Source organism: Streptomyces sp. NPDC001904 (genome assembly GCF_040297005.1).
Lineage (GTDB): Bacteria > Actinomycetota > Actinomycetes > Streptomycetales > Streptomycetaceae > Streptomyces.
Window position 1 is genome coordinate 23,907 of sequence record NZ_JBEOYI010000033.1, and the last position, 17,013, is coordinate 40,919.

A 17,013-nucleotide genomic window follows, 5' to 3' on the forward strand; every position below is an offset into this window, starting at 1 on the left:
AAGTGCGCAACGGCCCCCGGCCCAAGGTGCGCAGTCGGGGAGTGCGCAGTGCGCACAGGCTCTGCCGAGGCAACTGCGCACCGTCGAGAATCCGGCACCCGCCACCGGTCGATCGGCCATGCCGCCCCCGTCACCGGGCCCCCGAGGCCACCCGGACACCAGTGGCTGGGACGGCGCAGAAGACCAGCCCGAGGTCGGCCGGTACGCCCCGAGGCCTGATGGTGCGCGGTCCGGTGTACCGCCCGTACCGGTGGGTGTACCGCCCAGGTCACAGCCCTGCCAGGTCCGCAGCCGCCCTGTGATGACAGCTGGAGTCGCGCCCACTGGTACGCCCTACGTCGGCGCAGAGAGCCGACTGGTACGCCCCGTTCACCGGGCGTACCAGTGGGGCGTACCGGTGTCGCACGGCGCCGTGCCGTTGGCTGCGCAGCACGGTGCGCAGTCAGCGATCTGCACCGCCGGATCCGGGCGTCGGCCGCACTGCGCACTCGTCGTCGGATGGTGCGCACCGGTGGAGGTGCGCGCACTTGCGGTCGTGACCCGCGACGGGCGATGGACGTCTGCGATGCGTGCAGTGCTGGCGCTGCGCAGTGGGCTCTTGGGCCACGTTGCGCAGCACTCGTGTCCACACGCGTAGGCCGGTTCGATCCGCCGTTTGGCGCTCGTGGTGCGCAGCACGGTGGACGGGATCGGCCGGTACGCACAGTGAGCGGAGCGCTGCGGTGGCGGGCGACCGGGCGTACCGAAGGGCGTACCGGTTCATCGTGACCGAGTCGAAACCGCAGCCCCCCGTAACTGGTCTGCGGACCGGTACGCCCTGGTGGGTTTGGTCATGGCATCAACTGCTTCCCCCTCACCAGGAGATTGCCGATGCCAGCACCTGAGACCCAAGGGCCGCCGACGGCCGCCGGAGTCGCCCTCGAGCGCACGCGTCGCTCCGTGCGTCTGGGGCGGGCGGGCGTGTGGATGTGCCTGCTCGCCGGTCCCGTGGCCCTCACGATGACGCTGGCGCAGCCGGGAGCGACGGTCGTTGCTCAGGCTGTGCCGTCCCCGGCTCGACCGGTAGCTGCCGCGCCGGCCACGGCCGACCCTGCGGGCTACGCGGTCGAGTTCGTCGAGGCGTGGCTGCGCTCGAACGACGATGAGCCGGACAGCCAGGCCGCCCGACGCGCGCTACAGCTGGCGCCGGACGTGTCGCTGCCCAATGCGTCCGATGAGGCGAAGGCGCCTCGGACGGTGACGTCGGTGCGCAGTGTCCGCCTCGGATCGGGCCGCTGGTCGGTCACGGTGGCGGTGCAGTACGCGGACGCGGTGCGCTACCTGTCCGTACCCGTCACCGCATCGGAATCGGGCACGGCGGTGTCCGTCACCGGCGTGCCTGCCGTGGTGGCCGGTCCCTCGCCGGCGAAGCCGTCGCGCTCGCCCTACACCGTCGACGTCGCAGACGGCGTACTGACGGACACCGTCGCCGACTTCCTCGGCGCGTATCTGGCGGGCGGCGCTCCGATCGACCGCTACCTGGCGCCCAAGACGTCACTCACCGCGGTCTCCCCTGCGGTGGCCAGCTCCGTCGACGTTGACACCGTCAGCGCCAAGGAGGACCGCGCCGACGAGGAGCAAGTGCCGGCAGACGGAACCCGCGTGCATGTCCGGGCCGCGGCCACGGCCCGCACCGCGCAGGGTGCCTGGCCGCTGTCCTACGAACTCACCCTCGCGGCCCGCGGCGGCCGGTGGGAGATCGCAGGCCTGGCCGAGGACGAGAGCGAGGCGAAGTGATCATGACGCATCACATGGTCCTGGCAGGTGCCCTGGACGACCTCGGCGACGGCTGGATCGGCATGTTCGGCAGCTGGGCCAACAACGGCCTGAAGGTCGCTCTCGTCGTCATCGTCCTGTACGTGCTGGTGACGCGGTTCAGCCTGAAGGCGGGCGTCGGCGCTCTGCTGCTGATGGTTCTCGCGCTCGGTATCTACCAGGCGCGCGAGGAGCTGGCCGACAAGGTCGAGGACGAGGTCAACAATCCGGCGAAGAGCGTCTCGCAGTTCCAGCCGCGCTACGGCGCGGATGAGTTGCCGCGCGCTTCCCGCCCGGCGACGGCCGGGGGCGAGGTGGCATGACTTCCGCGACCGAGGCCGTACGCGCCGCCCGTTTCTACACCTCCGCCCGCCGTCTGCCGTGGGTGATCGGGAAGTTCGCCGACTGGAGGCTGCCCCTTGGCCCGTACAACGGGGTGCAGGTGGCCGTCATGTCGCTGGGCGGTCTGCTTCTGGTGAAGACGGCGTCGTGGTGGTGGTCGCTGCTCGGGCCGGTGCCCGTCGTGGCCTGGGTCGCTGTCATCTTCATCTGCCGCCGCCAGAAGGTGGCTGGGCGTACTCCGGTCGGTGCCGCGCTGGGCGTTGCGACGCGCATCGCGCAGCCGGCCGGAGGACGGATCGGCGGCCGCGCCGCCCGCGACCGGCGCCCGGCCGCCCTGTGTGGCGGGTTCACCCTGCAAGGCCTCGATGCCGTGGCACCGCCCGCCGCTCCTGCCGCTGACCACGGCTCCACCAGGCCGATTCCTGCGGCTCCCGCTACGGCGTCCGCACCTGCCTCCCCTGCGGGTCCCGGGCCGCGCCGCCCTCTCTCGCCCGTGCAGGCCGCTCTCCTCGCAACGAAAGCAGATTCCTGATGCGTGTTCCCATCCGCCACATTGCCGGCCACCTGCTGTGGTCGAGCGAGGGCCACACCTGGGCGATCTACCGCCTCTACCCCGGCGCCGACGAGCCGGGACACGGACACGAGGCCGTTGCCGGGGCCTACCTGTCGGCCGCCGTGCGCGACGAGCAGCTGCAGCGCATCACGCAGCTGGTGCGTTCGCTGTCGGGTCAGCCGCGCCTGTTCGGTCTGTGCGCGCAGGTCGATCCCTCCGAGGTGGCCTGGCGGATGCTGGACGGCCTGCACGGCGAGGACGGGGAACTTGCCGCCGGGGCCCGCCCGTGGGTCGAGCACGTCGAAGCCGCGCTGACTCTGCTGGACGGGCAGGAGATGCACCGGCGGACCCTGTGGCTGGCCATCCCGCTGTCGGACGAGTCTCGCAGCGATCGGCGGCTGGCCGCGCGTGCAGTCGGTACGGGTGCGCTCGGTGAACTCTGCGACGTGCTGGGTCTGCGGCCCGCACCGGTGAGCGACCACGATGTGGCCCGGGCGCGCGAACGGGCGGCGCAGATCGAGGCGCAGATCGCGGGTGCGGTGCCGCTGCGGCCCGCGCGACCCGCCGAGATCGTCTGGATCGTGCAGCACGCGCTGCACCGCGGTCTGAGTGAACCGCTGCTCAGTGAGGCCGCGGTGAGCCCGCTGTACGGCAGCCGGGTCACCGGGGGTGTGCTGACGTCGCCGAGCTACGCCGAGCTCGGGCAGGTCCGGCTCGAGGAGGGCGGCCTGCCGCGCAGCGCCCCCGCGGCGGCTGACGCTTCGGCCGGGGGCCGCCGGTCGCTGCTCGCGCGGCGCCCGGGCGGCGCGCACCTGACGGGCCGCCAGTGGTGGAAGGAGGCCACTTCCCCGATCCAGCGCCGGTGGCTGCAGGTCGACACCGTGGAGGGCACCGGCTATCAGGCCCACCTGGTGCTGGCGGAAGCTCCGCCCGCCGTCTCGGTGCAGGCCGCGGACCTGTTCGCGCAGCTGGAAAGTCTCGACTTCCCGGTCGATTTCACCGTCAGCCTGGAGCTGGTCACGGCGAGCGAGGCGCGGCGCAGGATTCAGCGCAAGCGCAATGAGCTGGTGGACCAGGTCGACCAGTACGACGCGCGCCCCACCGGTCTGCCGTCCGATATTCCGGAGGCCGCGCGGGACCTGCGTGAGATGGATGCCCGCCTGGCCCGGATGTCGGCCGAGGTGGAGGTGCAGTCGGTGACGGTGCTGACGGTGTGGGCGCCGACCAGCGAGCTGTGCGACGCCCGGGCGCGTGCGCTGGAGAAGCTGCTGGCCGGGGTCGACTACCGGATGGTGCGTCCGGTCGGGCTGCAGAGCGAGCTGTTCGCGCTGGGGCTGCCCGGGAGCGTGCGGCCGTTCGCGGTGAAGGAGTTCACGCAGCACCAGGTGGCCGAGGACTGGGCGATGTCCGGGGCGTTCACCCGCAGCGAGGCCGGCGACCCGGCGGGGATACTGCTCGGCTTCGATCTGGACTGCGGCACCCCCCGCCCGGTGACGATCAACGTGGCGGACGCTCCGAAGCGGGACGCCTCGGCGTCGATGGCGGTCGTCGGGGATCTCGGCGGCGGTAAGAGCGTGCTGCAGAAGATCGTGCAGAGCGCGGTCGTTGACCGCGGTGGCCGGGCCATCTGCATCGACCGCACCCCGGTGCGGGAGTGGGCCACGTTCGCGCGGGGCTCCGCGCCGGGCCGCTGCCAGGTCATCGACGCCGCTCAGGCCGAGCTGTCCATCGACCCGCTGCGTCTGTTCCCCGGCATGCAGGGCCGCCAGTACGCGCTGAACTACCTGCTGCTGCAGCTGGGCATCGGCGCGATGAGCATTCAGGGCGAGGTGCTGCATCACGCCGTCGAGCAGGCCGCCGACCTGCCGGACGCCTCCATGTCGAAGGTGATCGATCTCCTCGGCCAAGTCGCCAGGAGCAAGAGCGGAAAGCGTGCGGACGCTGCCGCGTCGGTCGCCGGCATGCTCCGTCTGGTCACCGGCAATCCGCTCGCGGCGATGGTGTTCGACCCGGCGCTGCCGGTGGCCCGGCTGGACGGCTCCGCGTCGGCCGACCTGATCGTTATCACCACCGCAGGGCTCACGCTGCCGCCCAAGCAGGCTTTTGAGAAGCCGGAGATCCTGCACCAGCAGCCGCTGGAGGCCCTCATCGGCCGCGCGGTGCTGTACCTGATCGCGGCTATGGCCCGGCAGAGCGCGTTCACCGATCCCGCACGGTTTTGTGCGGTGGTCACCGACGAGCTGTACTGGCTGACCAGCTCCGCCGAAGGCACCGCCCTGGTGCACGAGATCCTGCACGACGGACGCAAGCACGGCGCCGGACTGTTCGCCGGCTCGCACGACGCGCGAGAGCTCGGTCCGGACCGTGGCCTGTTCGCCTACAAGGCGCTGGCCCGCACCGCCGACGCGGAACGGGCGCGCCGCGGCCTGGACTTCGTCGGTATGGACAGCAGGGACGCCGAACTCGTGCGCCTGGTGACTACCAACCTCTCCCCCGTCGGCATCGCCGACCGGGCCGGGGAGGTTCTACTCACCTGTCCGCGCCAGAACACCGGCCGCGTCAAGGTGCAGATCCCCGCCCTGTCGCGGATCGCCGACCACATCCGCACCACGCCCGGCGGGCAGCCCGCCGCCGCGAGCGGCCCGGCGGTGCAGCCGGAGGTGACGCGATGATGCTCCTGATCCGTCAGCGCCGCCAGGCGGCGGCCGCGGCGCTCGGTGCAGCGCTGGCCCTGCTGCTGGTCTCCGCGGTCATGGTCGTTGCCACGATCGGCCTGTCCGCGTGGTGGCCGCAGACCGGCAACGCCTTCGCCGCGACCGCCCCGCCGCAGCCCGCCGCAGGAGCCGCGGCACCGCACGCCCCGGTCGACACGGGGGCGTGTGCGGCGATCGTCGGCCCGGCGCACCAGTGGTGTGTGGGTTCGCCGCCGCCCCGCGCGCTTCCCGCGAACAGCGGATTCTCGTTGGCCGGTTGCTGGCCGTGGGCCGTACTGGTCGTCGGCGCAGCGGGTGTGTGCGTCGCTGTGCGCCGTCGGGGGCTGTGATGCGGGGGCTGGATCGCGGGACGCTGCGCGCCGCCGGCTTCACCGCCGTGGTGCTGACGGTGTTCCTCACCGTCAATACCTCTGTCGCCTACGGCGCGGACGGGGCGGGCAGTAACGGGGGCCTGCTGACGCCGCTGGAGGTCACGACGTCGGAAGGCGTCTCGATCAAGGGGTACGAGCTGGGCTCTCAGGGCGGCAGCGTGCTCGCCGTGACCTCCCAGTTCACCTCGATGGTCATGGGCGGTCTGTTCACCATGGTCCGGGTGCTGGTGGGGCTGTCGTGCTGGGCTGTTGAGGTCGCCTACCGGTTTCCGCTGCTCAACCTGCTGTCCCGTCCCGCTCAGCGGCTGTCCGAGGTCTACGAGGACGTCGTGGTCGACGCGCTGGGGCTCAAAGGGGTGCTGCTGGCGTGGGCGTTCGTCTTCGGACTGGTCATGGTCGTGCGCGGCAAGCACGCCAAGGGCTTCGGGGAAATCGCCCTCACGCTCGTGATCGGTGCGCTGGCCGCCTCCACGTTCGTGACGCCGACGTTCCTGCTCGGCAAGGACGGCCCGATCCTGCAGGCGCAGTCGGCGGCTGCCGAGGTCGCGCAGAAGACGGTCGACGCGCACTCCTGGGGCGGCAAGATCTCCTCCGATGATCCGTGTGCCGGGATGTCCGGGCAGGCTCTGCAGAAGTGCTACGGCATCCAGGACGCCCAGACTCCCAGCGGGCGGAAGGTCGCCAAGCCCATCCAGGACGCTGTCACCAACGCCACCGTCGTCAAGCCGTTCATGCTGCTGGAGTACGGGCGCATCCTCGACCCGGGCAAGGCCGCGGACCGCAAGGCCTACGCGGTGCACCTGAAATGGGTGTCGGGCGGCTACAAGGAGAAGGCTGACAAGGCCGACGCCGAGGACGATCCGTGCGAGGGGATCGCCGGTCCCGGCAAGGCGTACTGCGAGCGGGACACCGACGCCGACCTCAAGGACCAGCTGCCTGCGCTCACCCCCGGCGACAAGCTCCTGGATTCCACTGCGAGCTCCATTCTCTCCTCGGACGACCAGGAGTTCGCCGCGTTCCTCAAGGACCTGAAAGCGTCCGGGCCCGTCGGCAAGGCCTGCGCCGAGTACGCGCAGAAGCCCTCGTGGTGGCGGGTGGCCGCCGTGGTGATGGTGTTCATCGCGGCCCTGCTGATCAGCGCGCTGCTGGTGTCGGCGTCAGTGGTCCTGCTGGGCACGTCCGCGGTGTGCGCGGGCGCGGCCGCGGCCGGCGGGGTGACGTTCGTGTGGGGCATGCTGCCGGGCCCCAGCCGGACAGTGGTGTGGAAGTGGCTGGCCCTGTTCGGGATCTCCATGAGCGTCATCCTCGGTGTGGCCGCGTTCATCCCGGCGGTGGGCATCACCATCGACGTTGTTCTGACGGACGGCCCCGACCTGCTGGCCGAACGGCTTCTGCTCATCGACGTCCTGGCGCTGGTCGGTCTCGCCTTCCACCGTCGGGTCCTGGCGCTGATCGTGGGATTCGGCCAGCGGCTGACCCTGCGTATGCGCTACGCCAAGGTCGGCGGCAGTCACATGGCCGGGGACTCCCAGCTCGGGGCCGCCCTGGCCATGAGCGTCGGACCCGGTGGCTCCGGCGGCGGCGTGCTCGCCGGATCCCTGAGCGGACGGGGTGCGACCGGGCTCGGGATGAGCTCCGGCAACCTGTTCCAGAACGTGGTGCAGGGTCTGAGCGACGGCACCGGGATGCCCGGCGATCCGGGCCGGCTGATGGCCGATGCGTCGGCCGAGGCGTCGCGCGGACTTGCCCCGCTGGGAGCGGCGGTGCTCGGCGCACGGATCGCCGCAGGCGGTGCCTTCAGCCTGCTGGTCGGCGCGAAGCCGAACGCGGACAAGCTCGCCGCTCTGCGCAAGCCCACCGCCGGCGGGGACGACCCGGATGCCGCGGACGGCCACGGCACGGGCGGACCGGGCGGCCGCGGAGGTGGCATCCGGCCGGGCAGCCCCACCAAGCCCGGAGGTGAGCAGGGTGCGCAGGGACCTGCGGACCGCTACCGCGACGACAACGGGCAGATCATCGACCCCGATACCGGTGAGGTCCTGCACGACCAGAGCACTGATCGCACCCTGCTGTCGACCCGCGCCCACAACCATCTGGTGCGGCTTCGCGCCTACCGCGTCGCCCATCAGGGCGGCCGGATGCTGTACGGGGCGACCATGGGCCTGCCCTCCACCGTGCAGACGGCCAGGACGGGCACGTCAACGGCGACCCATGACGCACGCCAGCAGCTGCAGGTCTGGGGCAACACCCTGCGCCAGGACGGCCGTTCGTGGACGGGCGCCGTCGAGCAGACGCTGGGATCGAGCCGCCGCCTGACCCCGCCGGCCAGGTCCTCGGCGGTACCCTCGCGCCCCACTTCCGCCAGCAGTGCGGATGCTGCTACCCCGCCCACCGTGTCCAGCCCCGGGAGCGCGACTGCGCCTGCCCCGCCGCGCGCCGCAACGCCCGCACGCGCCCTCATTGCTCCCCGCCCGGTCGGCCGTGGCCACCAGTCCCCCACGCCGCCGCCCGCTGCGACCGACAGCATCCCGTCCGCGCCTTCCCCGGCCGCACCGCCGCCGACTGCCAGCACTCGGCGTGCCCCGCTCCCCCAGTCCCGGCCGCGAGCAGCGGGCGGTATGGGCTCGACAGCAGCGTCCCGCCAGCAGGCGCAGGAGATGTTCCGGCGCATCCAGGAGAACAGCCGCCGCTCCAACCCGGACGCGGACGGCGCCAGCACGGCGGGCGGTGACGGCTCGTCATGATGACCCCGTCGAAGCGCGTGGTGAAGTTCGCCGTACTGACAGGAAGTCTGGTGGCGCTCGTGGCGTGCTGCGCCGCTCCGCTGTCCGGCGCAGCAGGGCGGCTTGCAGTGCTGGCCCAGCTGGACTCCGGCACCGGATCGTATGAGTCGGGCAGCAGCGCGGACATTCCGCCGCGCATGCTCCAGGCCTACAAGTCGGCTGTTTCTCAGGCACATCGTGTCGCGCCGAAGTGCCACGGCATGCGGTGGCCGATCCTGGCGGGAATCGCCAAGGTCGAGTCCAATCACGCCGCCGGCCGCGACATCGCCGCCAACGGAGACATCCGTCCCCGGATCTACGGGGTGCTGCTCAACGGCTCCGGTGCCGGCGGCAACACGACCGTGTTCAACGACACCGACGGCGGCCGGTGGGACGGCACCGCGCTCGGTGAGCGCGCCGTGGGCCCCTTCCAGTTCATGCCCGCCACCTGGCAGTCCACGGGACAGGACGGAAACGGCGACCATCAGCGCGACCCGCACAACGCCGACGATGCCGCATTGGGGGCCGTGGCGTATCTGTGCGGCCGGGGCCGGGACTTGCGCAAGGCCGGACAGCTGCGAGCGGCGATCTTTCAGTACAACCACAGCAGCGCCTACGTCACGAACGTGACGCAGTGGATCGAGCAGTACACAGCGGCGGGAGCAAGCAGCGCAACCGGCAATGCCCGCACCGTGATCGAGGCGGCCATGGCGCAACGCGGAACGCCGTACTCATGGGGCGGCGGCAATGAGCATGAGCCCACCACGGGCAGCATGTCACCCGGTGGGCATGACGGTTCCCGCGTCCGGGGGTTCGATTGCTCGGGGCTGACCGTGTACGCGTTCGCGCGGGTCGGCATCAAGCTGCCGCGCACTGCGGCAGCGCAGGCCGGGCGCGGCCAGCGGATCCCCGCCTCCGCAGGAACCGGGGCCCTGCGCCCGGGTGACCTGGTGTTCTTCGGCTACGTGCCGGGCCGCGACTCGTCGATCTACCACGTCGGGATCTACCTCGGCAGCGGCCAGATGATCAATGCGCCGCGGCCCGGCACGGTCGTGCGCGTGGACCCGGTCGATGCCATGTCCGGCTACGCGGGAGGGGCCCGAGTTCTGTGATGCGCCACCTGTCTTCCCACCAGTACGAGGCCCGCCGTCCGTGGCTGCTGCTTGTGGTCAGCGTCGTCCTGGGCACGGTCGGTGTCGGTCTGCTGACGTCCCCTGCACCCCGCCCGCAGTCCGCTGCCCGTCCGTCGCTCTCCGCGGAGCGCGCGGCGCCATCGCCGTCTGCGAGCGCGACGCCGTCCCCGCTCGCCGCCGCCTCGGCCGCGGCGCGGCCCGCACGCAGGGCACCGCGCACCTCCGCCTCGCCATCAGATCCGGGCCCGGCCGCCCAGGTGCCGCCTCGCGGCGACGGACCAGGCGGCGACCAGGACGTGCAGCGCGTGCTGGAGCAGGCGTGGCCCGCCGACCTGCCCGCCGCGCAGGCGGAGCCGCTGCTGGCTGCCGGCAGGCGGGTTCTGCTGGCCGATGTCACCGGCGTCGGCCGCGGCGCCTTCCCGACCGCGTTCCCCGGCTCCACAGGCGAGTCGGTGATCTCACCGTCGTTCACCCGGATCCGTGTGCAGGCCGCGATCGCCCGCTCGGACCCCGACCACCCGAACCGGGCGATCGTGCATCTGGTGTGGGCCGGAGCAGACCGCGGCGGCACCTACACCGACGGACGGCTCAGCGACATCTTCTTCACCCACTCTCAAGGAGGTTCGACATGGCTGCCGCAGCCGCCGACCACCAGCTGATCCCGCAGGCCCTGCCCGACGTCGCCGACATCGTCTTCGGGATCGGGCACGGCCTGTGGTGGCTGGCCATCCACTACTACGTCACCCTCCTCGTGGTGGCGGCCGCCTGGCTCGGATGGCAGACGGTCACCTCACGCGCGGCCGCGAAGGCCTCCCGCGAGCGCTGCCGTCTGACGTTGACGCCCACGTCGTTCTTCGATCCCGACGAGGAGCACGTGCTGCGGCAGGGCATGTCGCTGCTGCAGGCCGCGAACGCGCTGCCGTGGTGGGCTCCCAAGCGTTCTCGCACCGTCCGCGTGCGGCTGCGCTCCGACGCCGAGCATCCGCTCTCCTACCACCTGGAGGGGCCGCCGGGAGCGGAGAAGTTCCTGGCCGTGAGCGCGTTCTCGGACGCGGTCACCATCAGCCGCCCCGACACGACAGGGCAAGCACCGGACGACAGCCGCGACTTCGAGGTCCGCGGAGAGATGGTGCTGCGCGGCAATCCCGCATCAGGGCTTCGCGGAGTACCGATGGAGCCGGACCCGCTGCAGCCGCTCGTCGACGCCGTCAGCGGCCTGCGCTCCGAGCTCGGCGACCTGGTGGAGGTCTGCATCGACCTGCAGCCGGTCTCATCCCTGTCCCTGCGCGTACAGCGCATGCAGCTCATCCAGCGGGCCCGCGGCCAGGAACACCGCGAGGCACGCGCCGCCTCGAGGTGGATGCGCCAGGACGTGGCGGCGGCCGCCGACTCCGTCCGCACCCTGGTCCAGGGGCGCACCGCTACGGCCGCCCCGCTGGTCGTGCCGCAGCCACGGCGCGTCGACCGGGACAAGGCGCTGGGCAAGCTGGCCTCCGACACGGCACTGGCCCGGGTTCAGATCCTGATCCGCTGTGCCTCCGACGCCGAAGGCCGGGCCCGGGCGCAACTTTCCCAGGTGCAAGGTGCTTTCACGGTGTTCAGTCACGAAGCCCGGCTCGCCCCGCGCGGTGTGCGGCTGCTGGCCTGGTGGTGGGGTCCCGATCAGTGGCCGCGCCGCACGCCGTGGCAGCGGCGCTGGGACAGCGGCCAGTGCCGGCCGCCGCGCGCGAACGTGGCCCGTCTTGACGAGATCGCCGGGCTCCTCAAGCCGCCGACCCGGCACTGCCGTCTGCCGCTGCTGCCCGCGCAGCTGCCCACCTTCGACCTCCAGGACCCGGGTCTGCTGCTGCAGGGAGCGGTCCTTGAGCCGGGTGGCAGGCGGCGCCTGGTGGCCACCCGGGAAGAGGAGACGCTGTTCGAGACGGCCGTGGGCAAGGCCGGCGGTGGCAAGACGGAGCGGGCCCTAGCGCAGGCCATCACGCGAGCGCACGCGGGCGGCGGCCTTCTGTACGTGGACCCGCACCGCGACTCCTGGGAGCGGGCCGCTCTCTACCTGGCCCACCCGATGCTGATGTCCCGCATCGAGCTGATTGACCTCAACGGGCAGGATCCCACCAGCCCCATCGCGGCGTGGAATCTGCTGGACATGAGTACGGGACGGCCGCGCCACGACGTGGTGGCCGCCGTCGTCGACGGCCTGGCAGCGGGCATGAACTGGGACGACGCCACAGCCCCGCGCGGTCTGTCGATCCTGACCGGCTGTCTGCAGGTCCTCACCGCCGTCAACGAACGGGCCTGTGCCGCGAATCGTCCCGAGGCGCAGGCCACCGTCTTCCACATCCGGCATCTGCTGACCGAGGCTGCCTTCCGCAAGGACGCATTGGAGGCTGCGGGCCTGCAGATCGGCGACGACGCACTGGCCTGGTGGCGCACGGTCTTCCCCACCCTGACCCAGGACGCCTTCGGGATCGTGCTGAACCCGCTGGCCCGTCTCGCCGAGAACCCTGTGTATCTGGCGTTCCTGGGGCAGGCGACCGGCCGCTTCGACCTTCGGCGCGTCATGGACAGCCGCCGCGTGCTGTGGGTGTGCACGGCAGGCAGCGGACCCACCGACCGGCTCGTGTCGTCCCTGATCGCGCACGAACTGCTGCGCGCCGGACGCTCCCGCCGTGATACGCCGCCCAAGGACCGCGTGCCGTTCCACGCCTACCTCGACGAACTGATCTCCATCGCGGGCACCGCGCCCGAATCGGTGGCGTCGATGTTCGAGGACCTGCGCAAGTTCGGCGTCCGCGTGCACGGCATGACGCAGGCCCTGGGGCGTCTGCCGGTCCCCGTACGGGACGCGCTGCTGCAGAACTCCTCATCCCTCGCCACGACGACCGGCTCCCGGAAAGTCATCTCCTCGATCACCGCGGAGTGGGGCGAGCGGCCGAGCGCCGACCAGGTCGCAGCTCTCCCCCGCTATCAGCACTACGCCAGCTTCACCGTGGACGGACAGCGGGTCGGACCGCTGCGGCTGCACGGCCCGCATCTCGACGAGGACTTCAAAGAGCTCGCCCGCCCGAAAGCCGTCGCCGCACTGGTCAACCGGGCCTACAAGGCCACCGCCAGCAGCCCGCTGGCCCTCCAGAGCGCGCGTGCACGCGACCAGATCGACATCGTCCGCCGCTTCCTTGCCGAACCCGGCAGCTCCACGAGCACCGCAATCACTCTCCCGAAGGGCTACCGCTCATGACCACCACGTCCCAGACTTCGCAGCGCCACTTCGTGCCTGCCACCACGGAGGACCTGGCGCACCAGATCCTCGGCATGGTCGCCCAGCACCGCATGGTGACGACCCAGCAGCTGTACGCGGTGCTGCTGCCCGGCCGGCGCCGCGAGCACATCTCCCGGGCGCTGAGCCGCCTACGCAAGAGCGCTCTGGTCGACTTCGTGGTGCTGCCCGCCTCGAGCGGCACTCGCGCCTGGTACCTGACCGAGGAGGGCGCGGCTTTGACCCGGCACCTGCCGCAGATGGCGGACCGGCCCTCCTACCCGGTCACCTCGACCAGCGCCGCCTCGCTGCGCAGCGCGCACACCCTGACCGTGGTGCGGGCACACGCCGCGTTCGCAACGACCGCCCGCCGCCGCGGCGACGAGCACGGCCCATGGGACTGGACGCCGGAGGTGGCTCACAACGTGGGCGACGGCGAGCGCGTCATCGCGGACGCCCTCATGTACTACACGCACCACGCCGACAACGGGGCGCGCGTGAAGTACCGGGCCTTCGTCGAGGTCGACCGCGCCACGATGAGCAGCGAGCGCCTGGCGTCCAAGCTGATCGACTACGCCCGGTTCCATCACTACGAGCCGCAGCCGGTCGCAGGTCGGCGTCAGCGCACGGACCTCCTCGGGGGGCCGGCCTGGCTTCGCTGGTATCCGGCCTTTCCCCGCATCCTGTTCATCCTTACCGGAGCGGGCGCGGTCGCGTTGAGCCACCGGATCGACGACTTGCGGGCCATGGTCCGCGAGCACCCGACCGTCGCCTCGCTCGGACGGGCGGTGCCTGTCGCGGCCGCGGTGCTGGAGGACATCGAGACGCTCGGTGTGGATGCCCCGGTGTGGCACTGCCTGCGCTCCGACGGCGGACAGCAAGTGCCCTGGTCCGATCTCTAACAATCCCGTGCACGGTAAGCGGTGAGGCGTCGAGTTTTCAATTATTGGTCATGGATGTGTGATGGGGAAAGGGGCTCGTGCAGCGATCGTCAGCGCCAGGAGGGTCACAGGCCTGTCCGTCGGCGTGAGCGCTGAACTCATTGCTGAAGGCTGCCCCGGCCCGAGAGTTCGGAAAATTCCTGGGGCAGCGGACTTAATCTTCATAACGGAAAAGGAGTTCGACACGTTCGTCGGAGCCGCCAAATGCGAGGACGGTGGCGATCTCGACAGCCTTTGAGGCCACCTCTGGCGAAGATGGCTGTTGCGAGGCATTTTCCAGGAGAAAGCGCGCAAGCTCTTTCCATGCCTCGACGAGGCCCGTTCCAGCAGCGCGATCACTCTGGTCCGTCAGCTGGTGCAGGACGGCCAATGCCTGCTGGGCCGTGGAGTGGGCCTCGTCGCTCCGGCCAAGACGGAGGAGGGGGATGCATAAACAGGTGAGGAGTTCGGCCAGCGTCAGCGCGGCTTCCTCCGGCAGGAGATCGGTCGCCCGTCGCGTCAAGGCTATTGCGTCCGTGAGCGCGTCCGCAGTCTGCTCGTACGATACCTCCTGGGAAGGCTGGGCAGACCTGAGGTGTGCGTCGACCTCCTGCCGGTCCACCATCATGATCAGGGTTAGCCCTAGAAACTTGAGCGCTCTAGCCGCCAACTGGTGGTTCTCCGACTCAGTGAAGAAGGTGGCGCTCGTCCAGAAGTAGTTGACCGCCTCAAGCAGTTGCCCGTCCTTCCCGAGAAGGCGCCCCAGGAGGAGCGAGGCGTTGGCAGCGTTCTCGGTCTCCCATGGGCCACCGGTCTCGCGAGCGCACGCAATGCATTCCTTGCCGACGCGAATGGCTTCGACGGTTCTGTCGGCGCCGCTCAGCGCGTCAGCAAGGTTCCGCAGCGCGAGAGACATAACACTTCTACTGGTCTGGGACAGTACGGCCAGGCTCTCGGTCAAGGCCTCAATGGCCTCTTCATACCTCTCGCGGTCCACGAGGTGGGCGCCGTAGTCCATGAGTGCCACCGCGGCGAAGTGCCGATCGGGACCTTGACGCAACAGCGGGATCGCTCGCTCGGAGGCCCGAAGGGCTTCGTCGTGGTGCCCGGTGTTGTAAAGGGCCGATGCGAGGGCGCGCAGAGCTGTGCCTTCGCCGAACTGGTCGCCCAGTTTGTGGAAGATATCTGCCGCGGCGCGGGACTCGGAGGCGGCGTCGGCGTAGGCGTTCACTGCGCGCAGGGAATCGGCGAACGACACCCGGGCGCGGGCGGTTCCCTGCAGATCTCCCAAGGCGGATCCGGCCCTCACGGCGATCTCTGCGTTCGCGCGCCACTCCTCCAGATAACGGTGCATGGAGTAGTAGTTCTCCATAGCCATGGGCAGTTCTCGGGCAATGTCGAGATGGCCTTGCGACTCGGCAAGCGCACCTGCGGCGAAGAGATTGTCCCGCTCCGCGTCTAGCCACGCGATCGCCTCGGGGCGACTGGAAAACCCGTGAGGTATCGGCTCCGACAGATTGACGACGTAGTCATCGGCCCGTGTCGCGCGCTCAAGGTAGTACTGGAGCAGGCCCCGCATGTCGTCCGCCGTCGCAGGATGCCTGGCCGCTCGCTCGCTGGCATACACCCGAACCAAATCATGTAGGCCCCAGCGTCCCCACACCGAGCCGGGCTCGGCCAGATGCGCTCGCTGGAGCTCCAGGAACAAGTGCTCGATGTGCTGCTCGTCTACGGCGAACACGTGCGCGGCGGTAGTGGCGGATAGATCGGGGCCAGGGTTTAAGGCCACCAGCCGGAACAACCGAGCTTGCTGTTCAGTCAGTTGACGATGCGAGAGGTCCAGGGCCGACCGAACCGCGCGGTTTTCGCGCGTCAGCTGGTCCAGGCGATGGTGTTCGTCGGCAAGCGCCGCGCTAAGGGAAGCCGGGGGACGGTCGGGCGCCTCAGCGAGCAAAGCCGCAGCGATGCGTAGCGCAAGCGGAAGTCCCGCGCAAAGTCGGGCGATCGTCGACGCGTCCTCAACAGCCTCAGCCAACCGAGTGTCGGCATGGCCCCGGGCTTCTTCGAGGGCCTTTCGGAGCAATTCTACGGATGCCTGCTCGTCGAGGATGTCGAGGTCGTGGAGGCGCGCGCCAACGTCGAGGGTGTGGCGGGAGGTGAGCAGGGTCGCAGTGATGTCGTCCGCAGGCAGCAACGGGGAGACCTGAGCAGCACTGGAGACGTTGTCGATGACGACCAGGATCCGTCGCCCCATTTTGGCGAACTCCATTAGCACGCTGCGGTAGAGCCGCGAACGGTCCTGCAGATCCTCGGGAATCCGCTCGCCCGGAACGCCGAGGGCGATGAGCAGTCCGTGCAGTGCCTGCGCAGGTGGCAGGCTGCGTTCAGAGTCGTAGCCGAACATGTCCACGAACAGCGCCCCGCCTGGAAACCAGTCAGGCTCTCTCAACGCCCGGGCGGCGGTCTGGACGACAAGTTCGGTCTTTCCCACCCCGGCCAGCCCCGCCACCGACGTCACCAGTACTGCCTGTTGCCGGGGTTGCTGCGGAGCCAGCCCTTCTAGCAGCATCCGCACGTGGGAGTCGCGTCCGGTGAAGGTGCCCGAGGCGGGCGGCAGCCCGTACATCGCGGAGGCGACTGGAGTGGGAAGGCCCAGGGTGATGTCCCGACCCTGCACCACTCCGCCGAAGTACATACCTCCGCTGACCTGATTCGAGGTGCCCTCATCGCCAACTTTGGGGTTACGGGAGGTGTCCGTCATTCCGTTTAGTCATCTGCCAGCGGCGGGGCGACAGGGCTTGAAGGGGGAGTCGAAGGAGGAGCAGCGAAGGAGGTCCCCGAGAAGTCCCGGCCCTGCACGACGGTCGAGCCGTGGAAGCTGCCGCCGCTGATTTCGTTATGCACCTCACCGTTCCCGGTGCGCACCCGCTTCGCCTGCTCGTGCCAGCGCTGCAGCTCGCCCCGGAACTCGGCGTCCAGGGCGGCGCGTACGGCGAGAGCTGTGCTGAGAGCCTGAGCGCGTGTCGGGTCGACCGGGGAGAGTGCCAGGCCGGTCAGCTCCGGCTCCCCCGAACTCGCGGCAGAATCGCCCTCGTTGTCCCGCCTTTGAAACGGGCGCCGCACCAGTGCGCCCAGGCCTGCCCATGCCTGCCGTCCTAGTTCGCCACC

Annotated in this window: 11 protein-coding genes; 10 read left to right on the forward strand and 1 reads right to left on the reverse strand. The window is 70.5% G+C overall.

Annotation, left to right across the window (positions count from 1 at the left end):
• Window positions 1-870 precede the first annotated feature (870 nt).
• The 10 genes from ABT127_RS34700 to ABT127_RS34745 are packed head-to-tail and all read left to right on the forward strand — an operon-like array spanning window position 871 to window position 13,827.
• Window positions 871-1,776, forward strand: coding sequence for a conjugal transfer protein (locus ABT127_RS34700; protein ID WP_351459050.1), 906 nt, complete (start codon window positions 871-873; stop codon window positions 1,774-1,776).
• A 2-nt stretch (window positions 1,777-1,778) separates the two neighbouring features.
• Window positions 1,779-2,117, forward strand: coding sequence for a hypothetical protein (locus ABT127_RS34705; RefSeq protein WP_351459052.1), 339 nt, complete (start codon window positions 1,779-1,781; stop codon window positions 2,115-2,117).
• Window positions 2,114-2,668, forward strand: coding sequence for a hypothetical protein (locus ABT127_RS34710; protein ID WP_351459055.1), 555 nt, complete (start codon window positions 2,114-2,116; stop codon window positions 2,666-2,668). Before ABT127_RS34705 ends, ABT127_RS34710 begins: the two co-directional genes overlap by 4 nt.
• Window positions 2,668-5,361 (forward strand): ATP-binding protein, encoded by a 2,694-nt coding sequence (locus ABT127_RS34715; RefSeq protein ID WP_351459058.1) that lies wholly within the window; start codon window positions 2,668-2,670, stop codon window positions 5,359-5,361. The genes ABT127_RS34710 and ABT127_RS34715 overlap by 1 nt, the downstream gene beginning before the upstream one ends.
• Window positions 5,358-5,732, forward strand: a complete 375-nt coding sequence (locus ABT127_RS34720; protein WP_351459060.1) for a hypothetical protein — start codon at window positions 5,358-5,360, stop codon at window positions 5,730-5,732. The genes ABT127_RS34715 and ABT127_RS34720 overlap by 4 nt, the downstream gene beginning before the upstream one ends.
• Window positions 5,732-8,518, forward strand: coding sequence for a hypothetical protein (locus tag ABT127_RS34725; protein WP_351459063.1), 2,787 nt, complete (start codon window positions 5,732-5,734; stop codon window positions 8,516-8,518). The genes ABT127_RS34720 and ABT127_RS34725 overlap by 1 nt, the downstream gene beginning before the upstream one ends.
• Window positions 8,515-9,648, forward strand: a complete 1,134-nt coding sequence (locus ABT127_RS34730) for a C40 family peptidase (RefSeq protein ID WP_351459066.1) — start codon at window positions 8,515-8,517, stop codon at window positions 9,646-9,648. The genes ABT127_RS34725 and ABT127_RS34730 overlap by 4 nt, the downstream gene beginning before the upstream one ends.
• Complete coding sequence (locus ABT127_RS34735; protein ID WP_351459069.1) at window positions 9,648-10,328, forward strand: hypothetical protein; 681 nt, start codon at window positions 9,648-9,650, stop codon at window positions 10,326-10,328. The genes ABT127_RS34730 and ABT127_RS34735 overlap by 1 nt, the downstream gene beginning before the upstream one ends.
• Window positions 10,298-12,907: a type IV secretory system conjugative DNA transfer family protein gene (locus tag ABT127_RS34740; protein WP_351459074.1), complete on the forward strand. Its 2,610-nt coding sequence runs from the start codon at window positions 10,298-10,300 to the stop codon at window positions 12,905-12,907. Before ABT127_RS34735 ends, ABT127_RS34740 begins: the two co-directional genes overlap by 31 nt.
• A complete protein-coding gene (locus ABT127_RS34745; protein ID WP_351459077.1) occupies window positions 12,904-13,827 on the forward strand; it encodes a replication-relaxation family protein in 924 nt (307 codons plus the stop codon). Before ABT127_RS34740 ends, ABT127_RS34745 begins: the two co-directional genes overlap by 4 nt.
• A 193-nt stretch (window positions 13,828-14,020) precedes the next feature.
• On the opposite strand, the gene ABT127_RS34750 is transcribed toward ABT127_RS34745, so the two are convergent.
• On the reverse strand, window positions 14,021-16,606 hold the full coding sequence (locus ABT127_RS34750; RefSeq protein WP_351459079.1) for an NB-ARC domain-containing protein: 2,586 nt from the start codon (window positions 16,604-16,606) through the stop codon (window positions 14,021-14,023).
• Window positions 16,607-17,013 lie beyond the last annotated feature (407 nt).